The organism is Lysinibacillus sp. EB271-A1-10B, assembly GCF_058791335.1.
In genome coordinates this window covers 156,755-173,716 of record NZ_JBYTDL010000001.1, presented here as the reverse complement: position 1 = coordinate 173,716, position 16,962 = coordinate 156,755, and the positions used below count along the sequence as shown (strand labels likewise).

Sequence of the window (16,962 nt, the reverse complement as noted above, 5' to 3'; positions counted from 1 at the left end):
AGGGAAATACCTTTCATCTATTTTTTCTTTCTTTTAAGATTAAGAAGAACTGTTTTTTACGTGAAGAGAAAAACATTATTGAGGAATGAACGAAATAAGGGAAATACCTCTTAATAATCATACTTGAGTGGGCGTGATAAAAGTTTTCTAGCCTTTCTTTATAAAGGAATCATCAATCTAAAGTTGGGGATGACATTTTGTTAAAACGTATGTTATGAGGATAAGTTGATTGGAGTGGAGACTGGGCGACTCCTTGGGGATTAGCGATAGAGGAACGAAGGCTAAAACCATCACATCCTGTGATAATGCCTTCGTGACCAACATCGTGTTGGCCCGAGACCCTGGAGCGAGCAACGTGAGTGAAGCGGCTCATCGGACGCCCCCAGGAAGCTCTGCTCTGCGCGAAAGCGAAGCGTCAGCGGCAAAGCGCCCAGTCGGAACGGAAATCAACCCCACGTTTCGGTGATCATCCTAAAATGTGTGTAGTTCTAAAATAAGATAGTTCATACATAGTCAATTTAGAGGGGAAAAAAAGACAAAATGCGCTTTTGTTTGTTATGATAGGTTAGTATACGTCCGATTAGTTGTAGTGGGGGAGTTAGCATGTTTAAAAAGCTATTAGGTAAACAAATAAATATGGATTCACAATCATTGGAGGAACGTGTTGCCCTTGCTAAAAACGAGCCGATTCCTGCCCATGTAGCGATTATTATGGACGGAAATGGACGTTGGGCGAAGAAACGTGCCATGCCACGTGTTGCTGGGCATCACGAAGGTATGAAGACAGTCCGGAAGGTAACTAGATTTGCATCCGATTTAGGTATTAAAGTTTTAACGGTATATGCGTTCTCTACAGAAAATTGGAAGCGACCAAAACCTGAGGTCGATTTTCTAATGCGTTTACCTGTAGAATTTTTAGGTTCCTTTTTACCTGAAATGATGGAGCGTAATGTACGTGTTGAAATGATAGGGGATCCATCTTTATTACCTGCACATACGCAAAAAGCGTTGTATGAGGCGATGGAGGAAACGAAACATAATACAGGATTAATATTAAATTTTGCTCTGAATTATGGAAGTCGTTCCGAAATGGTTAGCGCCATGAGAACAATGCTTCAAAAGGTGCAGGATGGTCAATTAACGATGCAAGAAATAACAGAAGAATGTTTGACATCTCATTTAATGACGGCTCATCTGCCAGAGCCAGATTTATTAATTCGAACAAGCGGTGAAGTACGCTTAAGCAACTTTATGTTATGGCAGCTCGCTTATACAGAATTTTGGTTTACAAATACATTGTGGCCAGATTTTAGCGAGGAAAACTTACTGGAAGCGGTGGAAAACTACCAGAAACGTAATCGCCGTTACGGTGGGTTGAAGGGAGAAGGAACAACTTGAAACAACGAATTATCACAGCAATAATTGCAGCAGCGCTATTTATTCCATTTGTTATTTATGGAAAAGTGCCATTTACAATTCTTGTGCTTGCAATGGCTGTTGTCGGCTTTTATGAAATACTAAAAATGAAAGGTATTTCACTTTTTTCAGTGCCTGGTTTTTTAGGGCTACTAACATTAATACTACTTGTTATACCAAAGGACTGGTCAAGTAAAGTGGTAGAAGCAATTGGCTATTCCTCTGATTTAATGGTTGTGTATGGTCTAATGATGCTTTTGCTCATTTACGTAGTCCTTGTGAAAAATAAAATTACATTCGATGAAGTTGCATTTATTTTATTAGGTGCGTTTTATGTCGGACTAGGTTTCCATTACTTAATTGAAACACGAAGCTATGGTCTTGAGTTTGTCGTATATTGTTTACTAGTAGTTTGGACAACTGACTCTGGTGCATATTTTGTTGGAAGAAAATTAGGTAAAAATAAGCTTTGGCCTGAAATTTCACCGAAGAAAACTGTGGAAGGTTTTGTAGGTGGCATTGTTATTGCTGTAATCTTTGCTGTCGCGATGCAAGCAATTTATCCATTTGCAAATGGTTATGTCTCACTTATTTTCATCACAATCATTGCGTCAATTATTGGGCAAATGGGCGATTTAGTGGAATCTGCTATAAAGCGACATTTTGACGTAAAGGATTCAGGAAATATTTTACCTGGGCATGGCGGTATTTTAGACCGCTTTGATAGTCTGCTATTCGTCGTGCCTTTACTACATTTTTTACATCTTTTTGGTAACTAAAAATAATAGGTGCTCATCGGACGCCTTTAAAAAGCGCCCAGTCTGAATCGATATCAATTCTACGATCTGATGATGAGCCATAATAATAGCAATTTCCTCTAAACAGAGAGGAAATAATCGTGCTATATCATTTGTTGAGATAGAAAAAGGGGACAATTTGTCGTGAAAAAAATTAGTTTACTTGGTGCAACTGGTTCAATCGGTTGGCAAACCTATGATATTTTAAAAGAACAACGCGATGCCTTTCATTTAGTAGCGTTTTCTTCAGGAAAAAATATCGAAAAAACGCGTGAAATGATTGAAACTTTAAAGCCAGAGCTTGTATCTGTTCAATTAGAAGAAGATGCAGTTATGCTCGCTAAAGAATATCCACAAGTACAGTTTACGTTTGGTGCAAAAGGGCTTGTAGAGGTTGCTACACATCCTGATTCAACGGTGCTTGTAAACGCGGTTCTTGGAAGCGTTGGACTAGAATCGACATTAGCTGCAATTCGCATGGGCAAAACAATTGCCATTGCCAATAAAGAAACGCTTGTAACCGCTGGACATTTAGTAATGGCAGAGGCCAAGAAATATAATGCAACAATTTTGCCAGTAGATAGTGAGCACTCAGCGATTTACCAATCGATGAATGGTGAGAATCCAAAAAATATTGAACGATTAATTATTACAGCTTCTGGTGGTAGCTTCCGTGACAAAACACGCGAGGAATTGAAGCATGTTACGGTTGCAGATGCATTAAACCACCCGAATTGGTCAATGGGTGCAAAAATTACGATTGATTCAGCTACAATGATGAATAAAGGACTAGAAGTTATAGAAGCACATGTCTTATTTGATATGCCCTATGATAAAATAGATGTACTTTTGCATAGAGAAAGTATTATTCACTCCCTAGTTGAGTATCATGATACTAGTGTCATTGCACAGCTAGGTACGCCGGACATGCGTGTACCTATCCAATATGCATTAAGCTATCCAGATCGTATGCCACTGCATAACGGACAACGACTTAATTTAGCACAAATTGGTCAACTTCATTTTAAAGAAATGGATTTTGAACGTTATCCAGCATTACGTCTAGCATATGAGGCTGGGCGCACAGGCGGTACAATTTTAACAGCGATGAACGCAGCGAATGAAGCGGCAGTTGCGGCATTTTTACAAGGGAAAATAACATTCCTTGAAATTGATGAAACGATTGAGCGTGTAATGCAAGCACATAACAATATAGTAGTACCAGATTTGCAAACGATTTTGCATGTAGACAGTGAAACAAGAAAAACAGTATTAAACATGGTAAAATAAAGAGAGAAGATATCGTTAACTATTCGCTTTTAAAGGTGGGGTATTATGCAAACAGCTATTGCATTTATTTTAATATTTGGCCTACTTGTATTCTTTCATGAATTTGGTCACTTCTTGTTTGCGAAACGAGCAGGCATTATGGTTCGAGAATTTGCAATCGGTATGGGACCAAAAATTTATGGGAAAACACACGGTGAAACAATCTATACAATACGTTTATTGCCAATTGGTGGTTACGTTCGTATGGCTGGTGAGGACATGGATGGTACCGAACTACAGCCGGGTTACCGAGTAGGGCTTATTGTAGATGAAGATAATGTTGTAAAGAAAATAATCTTTAATCAAAATAATAAGCAACTACCAGATTTATTATTTTTAGAAGTTGAGCGTGCCGATTTAGAAAATGAATTGTTTGTAGAAGGCTATGATGAAGAAGAAAAATTAGTTAGTTATAATGTTGCAAGAGATTGTATGCTTGTAGAAAACGGTAAAGAAACGTTAATCGCACCGTATGATCGTCAATTTAACGCTAAAACAGTCGGTCAACGTGCTATGACAATTTTTGCTGGTCCGTTATTTAACTTTATATTAGCTTTTGTTATTTATTTGCTAATTGGATTAATTAATGGTGTGCCTACGTATGAGCCAATCATAACAGAAGTTGTGGAAAATGATCCAGCTGCACAGGCAGGCATGCTTGCAGGTGATAAAGTAGTTGACATTGGCGGACAAGCAGTTGAAAAATGGCAAGATTTAGCTGCCATTGTACAAGATCACCCGGGTGAAAATATTAATGTTACGGTTGAACGAGATGGTCAGCGAGTTAACCTAAATATGACGGTTAAAGAAGTAGAACAAAATGGCGAAAAATACGGTCAAATAGGGGTTAAGTATGAGAGCCCACGTGAATTTAATCCGTTAAAGGCTGTTGTTTATGGCGCTCAAGAAACGTATACTATGACTGCTCGAATATTTGAATTGCTTGGTATGTTAATTACCGGTAAATTCACGATAGATGCGTTATCAGGTCCAGTAGGCATTTATAAAGCGACAGAGCAGGTAGCTCAATATGGATTCATCAATTTAATGAATTGGGCTGCGATGTTAAGTATTAACCTTGGAATTATGAATTTATTACCGCTTCCAGCACTTGACGGTGGCCGTCTATTGTTCTTCGGCTTCGAAGCAGTAAGAGGTAAACCAATCGATCGTCAAAAAGAGGGTCTTGTGCATTTTGTAGGTATTGTACTATTGATGATCTTAATGGTTGTTGTTACATGGAATGATATACAAAGATTTTTCTTTTAACTAAATAAAGTTAAGCTTTTCAAGTAAAACATTATTTAGAGGAAGCCCTGGCAATTATGCCAAGGTGAAAATTGATTGAAAAAACATAGCTTTGAGCGCAATTTTTTTGAAACATTGCGTTCAAAGCTAAATTTGTTTATGCTAATTAGAGTATAAAACTTATTTATTAAAAAAGGTGGAACACTGAATGAAGCAAAGTAAAACATTTATCCCAACGCTACGTGAAGTACCTGCTGATGCAGAGGTAAAATCACATAAGCAATTACTGCGTGCAGGGTTTATTCGTCAAAATACAAGTGGGGTATACTCGTATTTACCGCTTGCAAAACGTGTATTAACAAAAATAGAAAATATTGTTCGTGAAGAGATGGAAGCAATCAATTCAATTGAACTTTTAATGCCTTCATTACAATCTGCGGAACTATGGCAGGAGTCAGGCCGCTGGGAAAAATATGGTCCAGAATTAATGCGTTTAAAGGATCGTCACAATCGTGATTTCGCATTAGGGCCAACACATGAAGAAGTGATTACAACTTTAGTACGTGATGAAATTAAATCATATAAAAAATTACCGTTAACACTTTATCAAATTCAAACTAAATTCCGTGATGAAAAGCGACCTCGCTTTGGTTTACTGCGAGGCAGAGAGTTTATTATGAAAGATGCGTATTCATTCCATGCATCGCGTGAAAGTTTAGATGAAACATATGATGATATGTATCGTGCCTATTCAAATATTTTCTCTCGTCTTGGTTTAAACTATCGTGCAGTTATTGCAGATGCAGGCTCAATTGGTGGGAAAGGTACACATGAATTTATGGTACTTTCTGAAATTGGGGAAGATACAATTGCATACTCTGATACATCTGATTATGCTGCGAACATTGAAATGGCAGAGGTTCTTGTAGACTATCAACCATCAGATGCAGCATTAAAAGACCTTGAAAAAGTGGCAACACCAGATCAAAAAACGATCGAAGAAGTATCAGCTTTCTTAAATGTTGACTCTTCAAATGTCATCAAGTCATTAGTATTTGACGTAGATGGTGAATTAGTAGTTGTACTTGCTCGTGGAGATCACGAAATTAATGATATTAAACTGAAAAACGCACTTGATGCTGGTTCTGTTGAACTTGCTAGTGAAGAGGCAATCCGCGAATTATTAGGCTGTGGAGTTGGTTCAATCGGTCCTGTTAAATTACCAGTAGACGTAAAAGTAGTAGCTGACAATGCTATTAAATCGATTCGTAACGGTGTAGCCGGTGCAAATGAGGATGGGTTCCATTTAGTAAATGTAAATCCAGAGCGTGATTTTGCAGTGAATGAATACTTAGATATTCGTTTTATTCAAGTGGGTGATCCATCTCCAGATGGACAAGGTATTATCAAATTTGCAGAAGGTATCGAGGTTGGTCATATTTTCAAATTAGGAACAACTTACTCTGAAAAAATGAATGGTACATTCTTAGACGAACAAGGTAAAGCACAGCCATTTATTATGGGATGCTATGGTATTGGGGTATCACGTATTTTAGCTGCTGTTGCAGAGCATTTCCAAGATGAAAATGGTTTTGTTTGGCCAACACAATTAGCTCCTTATGATATTCATGTTGTACCTGTTAATACAAAAGATGAATCACAAGTTGCCTTAGCTGATGAGCTATACGGTTTATTGAAATCATACCGTTATGATGTGCTATTAGATGATCGTGCAGAGCGTGCAGGGGTTAAATTCGCAGATGCTGACTTAATTGGCTTACCTGTCCGTGTTACAGTAGGTAAAAAAGCAACTGAAGGTATTGTTGAGGTTAAATTCCGTCAAACAGGTGAAACGTTCGAATGGAAAAAAGAAGAGGTCATTGATCGCTTAAATGAATTTTTCCGCAAACATTAAATTCCTTTAGAAGAACCGCTGTCCTAAATGGTATTAAATAGATAAAAAATTCGCGCCACTTCTCGGGGACAGCGAGCCAAGCATGAATTCATAGATGTTTAGGATTTGTGAGGCTTGACGGTCGCTCGTGGAAAGGGTGCGATTTTTTTTCCGTCTAGGCTAAAGCGCTACATCCTTGAGGTCGCTTCGATCCCTCGGGCAAAAGTAGGTAGATCGCTTACTTTTGCTTCGGGCTCTCCAGCGCTGTCGGATGTAAACGAGCGCTTTAGCGCATTTGTTCCTTTAAATCGTAAACGTTGGTGAGGAAATAAAATATGGGGCATGTAAGACTGCCTCATTCTGAAAGTAGGTGTCAATAGTTGGAACAGCAACAAGAAGCAAGAGCAAGGTTTCAAATGCTCTTGCAACAACTAGAACTAACAGATGATGTGTATATGTCCTTTTTTGAGGAAGGTGAATTATCACGACTAACTGTACACAAAAAGAACAGGCTATGGAATTTTTCCATTAAATTACGAGATATACTTCCTTTTTCACTATACCAACTTTTTCGTACTCGTTTAGCTGAGAAATTTTCAGCTATCGCTGAAATCCATACAACTTTTGATACGGAAGAGAAAAATGTGACGGAGGAGCTAGTCCAACAATATTGGTTAACGGTAGTAGAGCAAATCGATGAGATGGCGCCCACTTTGAAAGAATGCCTAGTATCGCAAGTGCCTACGTGGAATGGGCAAAAAATTACGTTATCCTGCATGCAGGAAATGGAATTTATGATGCTGAAAACAAAGTATGCAGAAAAGCTTTCTGCAAGCTATAGTCAGTTCGGCTTTCCGCATATTGTGTTAGATTTCGTACTTCAAGATCAAACAGAAGAAATGATTGCCGCACAGGAAGCTTTCATGGAACAGAGGCGTTTAGAAGAAGCTGCTTTAGCTCAGCAAGCGATAGAAGATTACCAAAAACGTGAGAAGGAGAAGAAAGAAAATCCTGCTATTGCGAATCTTGGTGATCGACCATTCCAGCTTGGTATGTTAATTAAAGATGATGAAACAATGGAAATTAAACGCATTGTTGAGGAAGAACGTCGTGTGATCATTGAAGGCTTTGTATTTGATGCAGAAGTTAAAGAGCTGAAAAGCGGTCGTTCTTTATTGCAAATTAAAATTACCGACTATACGGATTCCATCGTTGTAAAAATGTTCTCACGTGATAATGATGATGCGGAACTTATGCAGCATTTGAAAAAGGGTATGTGGGTAAAAGTCCGAGGCTCTGTACAAACTGACACATTCATTCGTGATTTAATCGTTATGGCAAACGATATTAATGAAATCAAAAAAGAAACACGACAGGATAAGGCGCCAGAGGGAGAAAAACGGGTTGAATTGCATTTGCATACACCAATGAGCACGATGGACGCTGTAACACCAGTTGATAGACTTGTTTCTCAGGCTGCGAAGTGGGGTCATCCAGCCGTGGCTATTACCGACCATGCTGTTGTACAATCCTTCCCAGAGGCTTATGCAGCAGGGAAGAAACATGGTATAAAAGTTATTTATGGATTGGAAGCGAATTTAGTAGATGATGGTGTACCGATTGCTTATGCAGCTGAGCACCGATTATTAGATGATGATACTTATGTCGTGTTTGACGTAGAGACGACAGGTCTATCTACTGCTTACGATACAATCATTGAGCTTGCCGCGGTGAAAATTAAAGATGGGCAGGTAATCGACAAATACGAAAGCTTTGCCAATCCCCATCACCCACTTTCAGCGACGACCATTGAACTGACAGGCATTACAGATGATATGGTACGTAACGCGCCAGAAGTGGAACAAGTCATTAAGGAGTTCCATGCATTTATCGGAGATGGCATAGTGGTTGCCCATAATGCATCATTTGATATTGGCTTCTTATACACAGGCTATAAAAAATATGGACTAGAGGGAACTATTCATCCAGTTATTGATACGTTGGAGTTAGCCCGATTACTTTATCCAACGATGAAAAACCATCGTTTAAATACACTTTGTAAAAAATTCAATATTGATTTAACTCAGCATCACCGAGCTATTTATGATACAGAAGCAACTGGTTTCTTACTTTTACAGCTGTTAAAAGATGCAGATGAATTAGGTATTAAATATCACGACGACTTTAATAAGCATATCGGGGGCGGGGATGCTTACAAAAAGGGACGACCGATGCATTGTACGATATTAGCAGTAGACAATGTTGGACTAAAAAATTTATTTAAATTAGTCACTCACTCCCATACAAAAACTTTCTATCGAGTACCTCGAGTAACACGAGCGGTCCTAGAACAATATAGAGAAGGATTATTAATCGGATCAGGTTGTAATAATGGTGAATTATTTGAGACGATGATGAATAAATCCCCAGAGGAAGCGGAGCAAGTTGCGAGATTCTATGATTATATTGAAGTTCAACCAAAGGCTGTGTATGCACCGTTAATTGAGCGCAATGTCGTACGTGATGAATGGACACTTGAAGATATTATTCGCAAGCTCGTAAAGCTAGGGAAGAAAATCGATAAACCCGTTGTAGCAACCGGTAATGTTCATTACTTAGATCCGACAGATGGAATGTTTAGACAAATACTAATTGGCTCTCAAGGTGGTGCCAACATATTAAATAGATCGAAGCTGCCTGAAGTTCATTTCAGAACGACGGATGAAATGCTTAAAGAATTTGATTTTTTAGGTCCGGATCTTGCGAAAGAAGTAGTTGTTACCAACTCTCAAAAAGTCGCAAATATGATTGGTGATGTTAAGCCAATTAAAGATGATTTATACACACCAAAAATTGAAGGCTCAGATGATGAGGTTACAAATTTAACCTATGAAATGGCTCATCTTATATATGGAGAAGAGCTACCAGAAATCGTGAAGGCCCGAATTGAAAAGGAATTAAAGTCAATTTTAGGCCATGGTTTCGGAGTAATTTACTTAATTTCAGCGAAGCTTGTGAAAAAATCATTAGCTGATGGCTATTTAGTAGGTTCCCGTGGTTCAGTTGGATCTTCATTAGTAGCGACCTTTATGGAGATTACTGAAGTAAATCCACTTCCTCCTCATTATGTTTGTCCAGATTGTAAGCATTCAGAGTTTTTTAATGATGGTTCAGTAAGTTCAGGCTATGACTTACCAAATAAAGATTGTCCGGAATGTGGATCACCGTATAAAAAGGACGGGCAAGATATCCCATTCGAAACGTTCCTTGGCTTTAAAGGAGACAAGGTACCTGATATCGATTTGAATTTCTCAGGGGAATATCAACCACAAGCCCATAATTATACGAAGGTATTATTCGGTGAAGATTATGTATATCGTGCAGGAACAATCGGTACAGTCGCAGAGAAAACAGCGTATGGCTACGTAAAGGGCTATGCCAATGATAACAACCTACATTTCCGCGGTGCCGAGGTAGATCGTTTAGTACAAGGCTGTACAGGCGTAAAACGTACAACAGGACAGCACCCTGGAGGAATTATCGTAGTACCAGATTATATGGATATTTTTGATTTCTCACCAGTACAATTCCCTGCGGATGCACAGGATGCAGAATGGCGTACAACGCACTTTGATTTCCATTCCATCCACGATAATATTTTAAAGCTTGATATACTGGGGCACGATGATCCGACTGTGATTCGGATGTTGCAGGATTTATCAGGGATAGATCCAAAAACCATTCCAACAGATGATCCAGTCGTTATGAAAATCTTTAGTTCGCCAGAAACTTTAGGCGTAACAGAAAAACAAATTGGCTGTAAGACAGGAACACTCGGCATTCCTGAGTTCGGTACCCGTTTTGTACGCCAAATGCTTGAAGATACAAAGCCATCCACATTCTCGGAGCTCGTGCAAATTTCAGGACTATCGCACGGAACAGACGTATGGCTTGGTAACGCGCAAGAGTTAATTCACAATGGTACATGTGTGCTAAAAGAAGTAATTGGCTGTCGTGACGATATTATGGTGTATTTAATTTATCAAGATTTAGAACCGTCACTGGCGTTTAAAATTATGGAATCCGTGCGTAAAGGGAAAGGATTATCTGACGAATTTGAAGCGGAAATGCTAGCGAATAAAGTACCAGGCTGGTATATCGAATCATGTAAAAAGATAAAATACATGTTCCCGAAAGCCCATGCTGCCGCGTACGTGTTAATGGCAGTGCGTATTGCATGGTTTAAGGTACATTTCCCAATCCTTTATTACGCAGCGTATTTCACAGTTCGTGCAGATGATTTTGATTTAATTGCCATGGTACAAGGTCCGCAAATGATTCGTACAAAAATTGATGAAATCAATCTGAAGGGCTTAGATGCTTCAACAAAAGAGAAAAACCTATTAACTGTAATGGAATTAGCACTTGAAATGTGTGAGCGTGGTATGAACTTCCAGAAAGTGGACTTATATCGTTCGCAAGCTAGTGAATTTATCATTGATGGGAACACTTTAATTCCACCATTCGATGCGATTCCTGGACTTGGTACAAACGTTGCTAAACAAATTGTGGCAGCACGTGAGGACGGAGAATTTTTATCGAAGGAAGATTTACAGCAACGAGGTCGTGTATCCAAAACATTAATAGAATACATGGATCAATTGGGTTGTTTAGAAGGAATGCCTGATGCCAATCAGTTATCACTTTTCTAAAATTACGAAAGTTAGCTTGAAGGCATCTTCATCAATCACACGAATAACTTCTCTACCTTTTGCTCAAATTAAGGCTTATAAAGACATTTGTTAAAATGTATACCATGTATATAAGTTGATTGAAGGCAAGGTTGGGCAACTCTAGAATAGCGCCTAGCTTGAACGGAAATCAACCCCACGTTGTAGTGATGGCTTAATTTAAGCACAATTTTGATTTCTGGACACATTGTTTATCTGTGCGAAAGCGAAGCGACAGCAACAATTATGTCAAGGCATACTGGATTAGATGTCTAGAAAAAGGAAATTTGCATTGTGCTGTAAACTATGCTATCCTTATGGTAATAATTTGTTGATATTTTTCCAGCAAAAGAGTGGGACCTTCCCGCTCTTTTCTGTTGTTATACCGTAGCAAAACAAATTTTTGACTAACAGCAGGTAAGACCGTTAAATTTCACCAAAGCTACTGGTGGAATTTCTGTTTTATTACGCCAGAATTTGATAGATACAGGAGGAAACAATGAGCAAAGTACCATCTTTAATTGAAGAGCTCGCTAAACCGATTGTTGAAGAGTTGAATCTTGAGCTTGTAGATGTCGAGTTCGTAAAAGAAGGACGTAACTGGTTTTTACGTGTTTATGTGGATACACCTGAAGGTGGGATTGACATTGAACAATGCGCTCAAGTTAGTGAACGACTAAGTTTGCTATTGGATGAAAATGACCCAATTACACAAAACTATTATTTAGAAGTTTCTTCACCTGGAGCAGAACGTCCATTGAAAAAAGACACTGATTTTGAAAAAGCGATTGGCAAATTTATTTATGTTAAAACCTATGAGCCCATTAAGGACATGAAGGAATTCCAAGGCTACTTAACGTCATACGATGAACATACATTAGTGATGGAAGTACGCATTAAAACGCGTAAAATAACAGTAACAATTGAACAAGAAAAAATCGCATTGGCGCGACTTGCCATCGATTTTTAAGCATATTGCATATTTAGGAGTGAAAATAAAATGAGTAGTGATTTGTTAGATGCGCTAAATGCGTTAGAAGAACAAAAAGGAATTTCAAGAGATGTGTTAATTGAAGCAATAGAAGCGGCATTAGTTACAGCTTACAAACGCAACTTCAATCAAGCACAAAATGTTCGTGTGGACTTAAATTTAGATAAAGGCTCTATTCGTGTCTTTTCACGTAAAGATGTTGTTGAAGAAGTAGAAGATGATCGTTTACAAATCTCTGAAGAAGATGCTAAGGCAATCAACCCTGCATATCAATTAGAAGATATCGTGGAGCAGGAAGTGACACCTCGAAACTTTGGTCGAATTGCTGCACAGACAGCGAAACAAGTTGTTACACAACGAGTGCGCGAAGCAGAACGTGGCTTAATTTACGAGCAATATGTGGACCGTGAAGATGATATCGTAACGGGTGTAGTTGAACGTCTAGATGCTCGCAATATTTACGTAGGTCTAGGAAAAGTAGAGGCTGCATTACCACAAAACGAACAAATTCAAGGTGAAACATATCATCCACATGACCGTATCAAGGTCTATATTACAAAGGTTGAACGTACAACACGCGGACCACAAGTAATTGTTTCACGTACACATCCTGGTTTATTACGCCGCTTATTTGAAATGGAAGTACCTGAAATCTACGAAGGTATCGTAGAAATTAAATCAATTGCTCGTGAAGCAGGAGACCGTTCTAAGATTTCTGTTTATGCACATAACGAAGAAGTAGATCCAGTAGGTTCATGTGTAGGGGCAAAAGGCGCACGTGTGCAAACAATTGTAAATGAATTGAACGGCGAAAAAATCGATATCGTTGAATGGTCAGAAGATCCAGTTGTATTTGTAGCAAATGCTCTTAGCCCATCAAAGGTTTTAGATGTTCAAGTAGATGAAGAAGAAAAATCCACTACAGTTGTTGTTCCAGACTATCAATTATCATTAGCAATTGGTAAACGTGGTCAAAATGCTCGTTTAGCTGCGAAGTTAACTGGCTGGAAAATTGATATTAAGAGTGAAACAGATGCTCGTGAGTTAGGTATTTATCCATCTGCTACAAGCACTTTCATACCTGCTGAGGATAAAGAAAGTGATTTTGATGATGTGACAGTTGACTTATATCAAGACGACGAAGAATAAGTAAGAAAGCCCGTGTGACTAGTTAACTACCATTATTCAGTAGGCGTTGGGCTGCGCCGACTGAATAATGGCAGAGCCTACAATTGAAAATAGTACAGTATTTAATTAAAATGCAAGTATATAACCAATGTAGTGCACGGCTAGTCCACCTCTTACGACAAGCTTTAGAGAGGAAAGGTGATTCTTATGGCTATTAATAAAAAAGTACCTCTTCGAAAATGTGTAGCTACTGGAGAGATGCTATCAAAGAAAGAAATGATTCGTGTCGTTCGTTCGAAAGATGGCGAGGTAAGTGTAGATGTTTCCGGGAAAAAACCTGGACGTGGTGCCTATGTCTCTAAATCAGAGAAAGCGATTGAAATCGCCCGTAAGAAAAATGTTTTAGGGCATCAACTTGATGTGAAAATCCCTGAAGAAATCTACGAAGAACTTATTTTGTTGATTCGTAGGGAGTCTATATTATGATCAATCAAGCAGTGCATAATTTGCTTGGAATAGCGGCAAGAGCCCGTAAAGTGATTTCAGGAGAAGAGTTAGTAGTAAAGGAAGTTCGCAATGGTAATGCTAAGCTAGTACTGCTTGCAAACGATGCTTCTAAAAACTCTAGCAAAAAAATTCAAGATAAATGCACGTACTACAACGTTGAGTATCATGTAATTGGTGATCGTTATGATCTAGGACATGCTACAGGTAAGGAGGCCCGAGTGGCTTTAGCTATTACCGATAAAGGTTTTGCAAGTAAATTGTCTAGTCTACTCAACGAAAAATAATCGGGGGTGAGCAGATGACCAAAATCAGAGTTCATGAATATGCGAAACAAGTGAATAAAACGAGTAAAGAGGTTATTGAAGCACTAAATAAATTAAATGTGAGCGTAACAAATCATATGTCAATGTTAGAAAACGACATAGTGACAAAGTTAAACCAATCATTTAAAAATAATAAAGATGTGAAGCAACCTACTCAAAATGTTTCGCAAAAACAGCAGCAACCGGTAAAAAAGCAAGAAGGGCAAAAGCAACAATCTGCTACTTCTAAGCCTAAAGCAAATAATCAGCAACAAACGCGTCAAAACTCAAATTCGTCTAACGAAAAATCTAAGAATATAAAAGGTAATCAAAATAGAAATATGACACAAAATAATAATAATAACAATAATAATAATAATCGCAGAGGTGGCGGTGGTTACAACCAACGTCCAAAACCAGGAATCCATGGCGGGAAACGTCGCCATCCAAAAACACATCAACCAAGTCTACCAGTGAAACAAAAGGAATTACCAGAAAAAATTACTTTTGTTGAATCACTTTCTGTAGCGGAATTAGCAAAAAAATTACACCGTGAGCCATCAGAAATTATTAAAAAATTATTTATGCTTGGTGTAATGGCAACGATTAACCAAGAATTAGATAAGGATGCAATTGAATTAATTTGCGCAGACTATGGTGTAGAAGTTGAAGAAGAAATTCGTGTAGATATTACGGATTTAGAAACACACTTCGAACAAACAGAAGAAATTAACGAGGAGGAGTTATCAGAACGTCCTCCTGTAGTAACAATTATGGGTCACGTTGACCATGGTAAAACTACATTGTTAGACTCTATTCGTAATACTAAAGTTACCGCTGGCGAAGCTGGAGGTATCACGCAACATATCGGTGCTTATCAAGTTACTGAAGGCGACAAAAAAATTACTTTCCTTGATACACCAGGACACGCTGCGTTTACAACTATGCGTGCGCGCGGTGCGAAAATAACTGACTTAACGATTTTAGTGGTAGCTGCGGATGATGGCGTTATGCCACAAACAGTAGAAGCAATTAACCATGCAAAAGCAGCAGAAGTACCAATTATTGTTGCAGTCAACAAAATGGATAAACCTTCAGCTAATCCAGACCGTGTGATGCAAGAGTTAACAGAGCATGGCCTAGTTCCTGAAGCTTGGGGCGGCGAAACTATTTTCGTACCGATCTCAGCACTTAAAGGTGAAGGCATTGACACATTACTTGAAATGATTTTACTTGTCGCTGAAGTTGGAGAGTTAAAAGCGAACCCTAATCGCTTAGCACTTGGTACAGTAATTGAAGCACAGCTAGATAAAGGTCGAGGTTCTGTTGCAACACTTTTAGTACAAGATGGAACATTAAAAGTTGGAGATCCAATTGTTGTTGGCCATACTTATGGTCGTGTACGTGCTATGGTGAATGACAAAGGCCGTCGTGGAAAAGAAGCTGGACCATCAACGCCAGTAGAAATCACAGGTTTAAATGATGTACCACAAGCTGGCGACCGTTTCGTTGTCTTTGAAGACGAAAAAACAGCACGTCAAGTTGGTGAAACTCGTGCAATGTCAGCGATTCAAGCACAACGTTCAGAAAAACAACGTGTAACGCTTGATAACTTATTCGAACAAATGAGTCAAGGTGAAATGAAGGAGCTTAACTTAATTGTTAAGGCTGACGTTCAAGGTACTGTAGAAGCTATGGCTGCATCATTAATGAAAATTGATGTTGAAGGCGTAAACGTAAAAATTATTCACACTGGCGCTGGAGCGATTACAGAATCTGATATTTCTCTTGCTGCGGCTTCAAATGCAATTGTTATCGGCTTCAACGTTCGTCCGGATGTTAATGCAAAACGTGCAGCAGAAGAAGAGGGCGTAGATATTCGTCTACACCGTATTATCTATAAAGTAATCGAAGAAATTGAACAAGCAATGAAAGGTATGCTTGATCCAGAATTTGAAGAAAAAATTATTGGTCAAGCAGAAGTTCGACAAACAATTAAAGTATCAAAAGTTGGTACAATTGCTGGTTCATACGTAACAGAAGGTAAAGTAACTCGTGATTCAGGCGTACGTGTAATTCGCGATAATGTAGTAATTTTTGAAGGTGAATTAGATACACTTAAACGTTTCAAAGATGAAGTAAAAGAAGTTGCCCGAGGTTACGAATGTGGTATTACAATTACAAACTTCAACGATATTAAAGAAGGCGACATTATCGAAGCCTATATTATGGAAGAAGTTAAACGTGCTTAATGATCGTTTACGCAGAGGTTGAATTCATTATTCAAACTGCCCATTCGTTGAAGGAAAAACGTGCTGTCTTACAGCGTATGATTACCCGCACGAAACAAAAATTTAATGTATCGATTGCGGAAATTGATCATCAAAATGTATGGCAACGCACGAAAATAGCGCTTGTTGCTGTTTCTTCTTCAAAAGAAGCAGCCGAGCGTGAAATTAATCACGCGCTTCACTACTTACAGTCAAATCCATCTTGGGAACAGCTAAATGTGTGGCGGGACTATTTATAAGTTACATTATAAGTTGTGTTGTATGATTTACCACCTTGCATGAAAAACTATGTAAGTGAGGACACAACTTTCTGTACATCGAAATTGAGG

12 protein-coding genes are annotated in these 16,962 nt (G+C 38.6%); all 12 read left to right on the top strand.

Annotated elements, in window-relative coordinates:
- The first annotated feature begins 603 nt into the window (after window positions 1–603).
- The 12 genes from uppS to AC3WSK_RS00780 all read left to right on the top strand — a co-directional run bounded on the left by uppS (window position 604) and on the right by AC3WSK_RS00780 (window position 16,872).
- A complete protein-coding gene (gene uppS / locus AC3WSK_RS00835) occupies window positions 604–1,398 on the top strand; it encodes an undecaprenyl pyrophosphate synthase (protein WP_079560490.1) in 795 nt (264 codons plus the stop codon).
- Window positions 1,395–2,195, top strand: a complete 801-nt coding sequence (locus AC3WSK_RS00830) for a phosphatidate cytidylyltransferase (protein ID WP_079560491.1) — start codon at window positions 1,395–1,397, stop codon at window positions 2,193–2,195. The genes uppS and AC3WSK_RS00830 overlap by 4 nt, the downstream gene beginning before the upstream one ends.
- Before the next feature lie 162 nt (window positions 2,196–2,357).
- A complete protein-coding gene (gene dxr, locus AC3WSK_RS00825) occupies window positions 2,358–3,503 on the top strand; it encodes a 1-deoxy-D-xylulose-5-phosphate reductoisomerase (protein ID WP_079560492.1) in 1,146 nt (381 codons plus the stop codon).
- 45 nt (window positions 3,504–3,548) lie between these two features.
- Window positions 3,549–4,811, top strand: a complete 1,263-nt coding sequence (gene rseP, locus AC3WSK_RS00820) for an RIP metalloprotease RseP (RefSeq protein ID WP_492411453.1) — start codon at window positions 3,549–3,551, stop codon at window positions 4,809–4,811.
- 187 nt (window positions 4,812–4,998) lie between these two features.
- A complete protein-coding gene (locus AC3WSK_RS00815; RefSeq protein WP_079560494.1) occupies window positions 4,999–6,705 on the top strand; it encodes a proline--tRNA ligase in 1,707 nt (568 codons plus the stop codon).
- 359 nt (window positions 6,706–7,064) lie between these two features.
- Window positions 7,065–11,396 carry a PolC-type DNA polymerase III gene (locus tag AC3WSK_RS00810; protein WP_492411451.1) on the top strand — a complete coding sequence of 1,444 codons (4,332 nt, stop codon included), beginning with the start codon at window positions 7,065–7,067 and terminating at the stop codon, window positions 11,394–11,396.
- 517 nt (window positions 11,397–11,913) lie between these two features.
- Window positions 11,914–12,384 (top strand): ribosome maturation factor RimP, encoded by a 471-nt coding sequence (gene rimP, locus AC3WSK_RS00805; protein WP_079560495.1) that lies wholly within the window; start codon window positions 11,914–11,916, stop codon window positions 12,382–12,384.
- A 30-nt stretch (window positions 12,385–12,414) separates the two neighbouring features.
- Window positions 12,415–13,554 (top strand): transcription termination factor NusA, encoded by a 1,140-nt coding sequence (nusA, locus tag AC3WSK_RS00800; protein ID WP_079560496.1) that lies wholly within the window; start codon window positions 12,415–12,417, stop codon window positions 13,552–13,554.
- Window positions 13,555–13,740: 186 nt separating this feature from the next.
- A complete protein-coding gene (gene rnpM, locus AC3WSK_RS00795; RefSeq protein ID WP_079560497.1) occupies window positions 13,741–14,019 on the top strand; it encodes an RNase P modulator RnpM in 279 nt (92 codons plus the stop codon).
- Entirely contained in the window at window positions 14,016–14,324 is a 309-nt protein-coding gene (locus tag AC3WSK_RS00790) for a YlxQ family RNA-binding protein (RefSeq protein ID WP_053483263.1), read from the top strand. The genes rnpM and AC3WSK_RS00790 overlap by 4 nt, the downstream gene beginning before the upstream one ends.
- 14 nt (window positions 14,325–14,338) lie before the next feature.
- Window positions 14,339–16,594 carry a translation initiation factor IF-2 gene (gene infB, locus AC3WSK_RS00785; RefSeq protein WP_079560498.1) on the top strand — a complete coding sequence of 752 codons (2,256 nt, stop codon included), beginning with the start codon at window positions 14,339–14,341 and terminating at the stop codon, window positions 16,592–16,594.
- A complete protein-coding gene (locus tag AC3WSK_RS00780) occupies window positions 16,594–16,872 on the top strand; it encodes a DUF503 domain-containing protein (RefSeq protein WP_079560499.1) in 279 nt (92 codons plus the stop codon). Before infB ends, AC3WSK_RS00780 begins: the two co-directional genes overlap by 1 nt.
- Window positions 16,873–16,962: the final 90 nt, after the last annotated feature.

Bases quoted from the DNA above. Each gene is read 5' to 3' on its own strand.
- uppS (WP_079560490.1), top strand. From the start codon at position 604: ATGTTTAAAAAGCTATTAGGTAAACAAATAAATATGGATTCACAATCA.
- rseP (WP_492411453.1), top strand. From the start codon at position 3,549: ATGCAAACAGCTATTGCATTTATTTTAATATTTGGCCTACTTGTATTC.
- AC3WSK_RS00815 (WP_079560494.1), top strand. From the start codon at position 4,999: ATGAAGCAAAGTAAAACATTTATCCCAACGCTACGTGAAGTACCTGCT.
- rimP (WP_079560495.1), top strand. From the start codon at position 11,914: ATGAGCAAAGTACCATCTTTAATTGAAGAGCTCGCTAAACCGATTGTT.
- nusA (WP_079560496.1), top strand. From the start codon at position 12,415: ATGAGTAGTGATTTGTTAGATGCGCTAAATGCGTTAGAAGAACAAAAA.
- rnpM (WP_079560497.1), top strand. From the start codon at position 13,741: ATGGCTATTAATAAAAAAGTACCTCTTCGAAAATGTGTAGCTACTGGA.
- AC3WSK_RS00790 (WP_053483263.1), top strand. From the start codon at position 14,016: ATGATCAATCAAGCAGTGCATAATTTGCTTGGAATAGCGGCAAGAGCC.
- infB (WP_079560498.1), top strand. From the start codon at position 14,339: ATGACCAAAATCAGAGTTCATGAATATGCGAAACAAGTGAATAAAACG.
- AC3WSK_RS00780 (WP_079560499.1), top strand. From the start codon at position 16,594: ATGATCGTTTACGCAGAGGTTGAATTCATTATTCAAACTGCCCATTCG.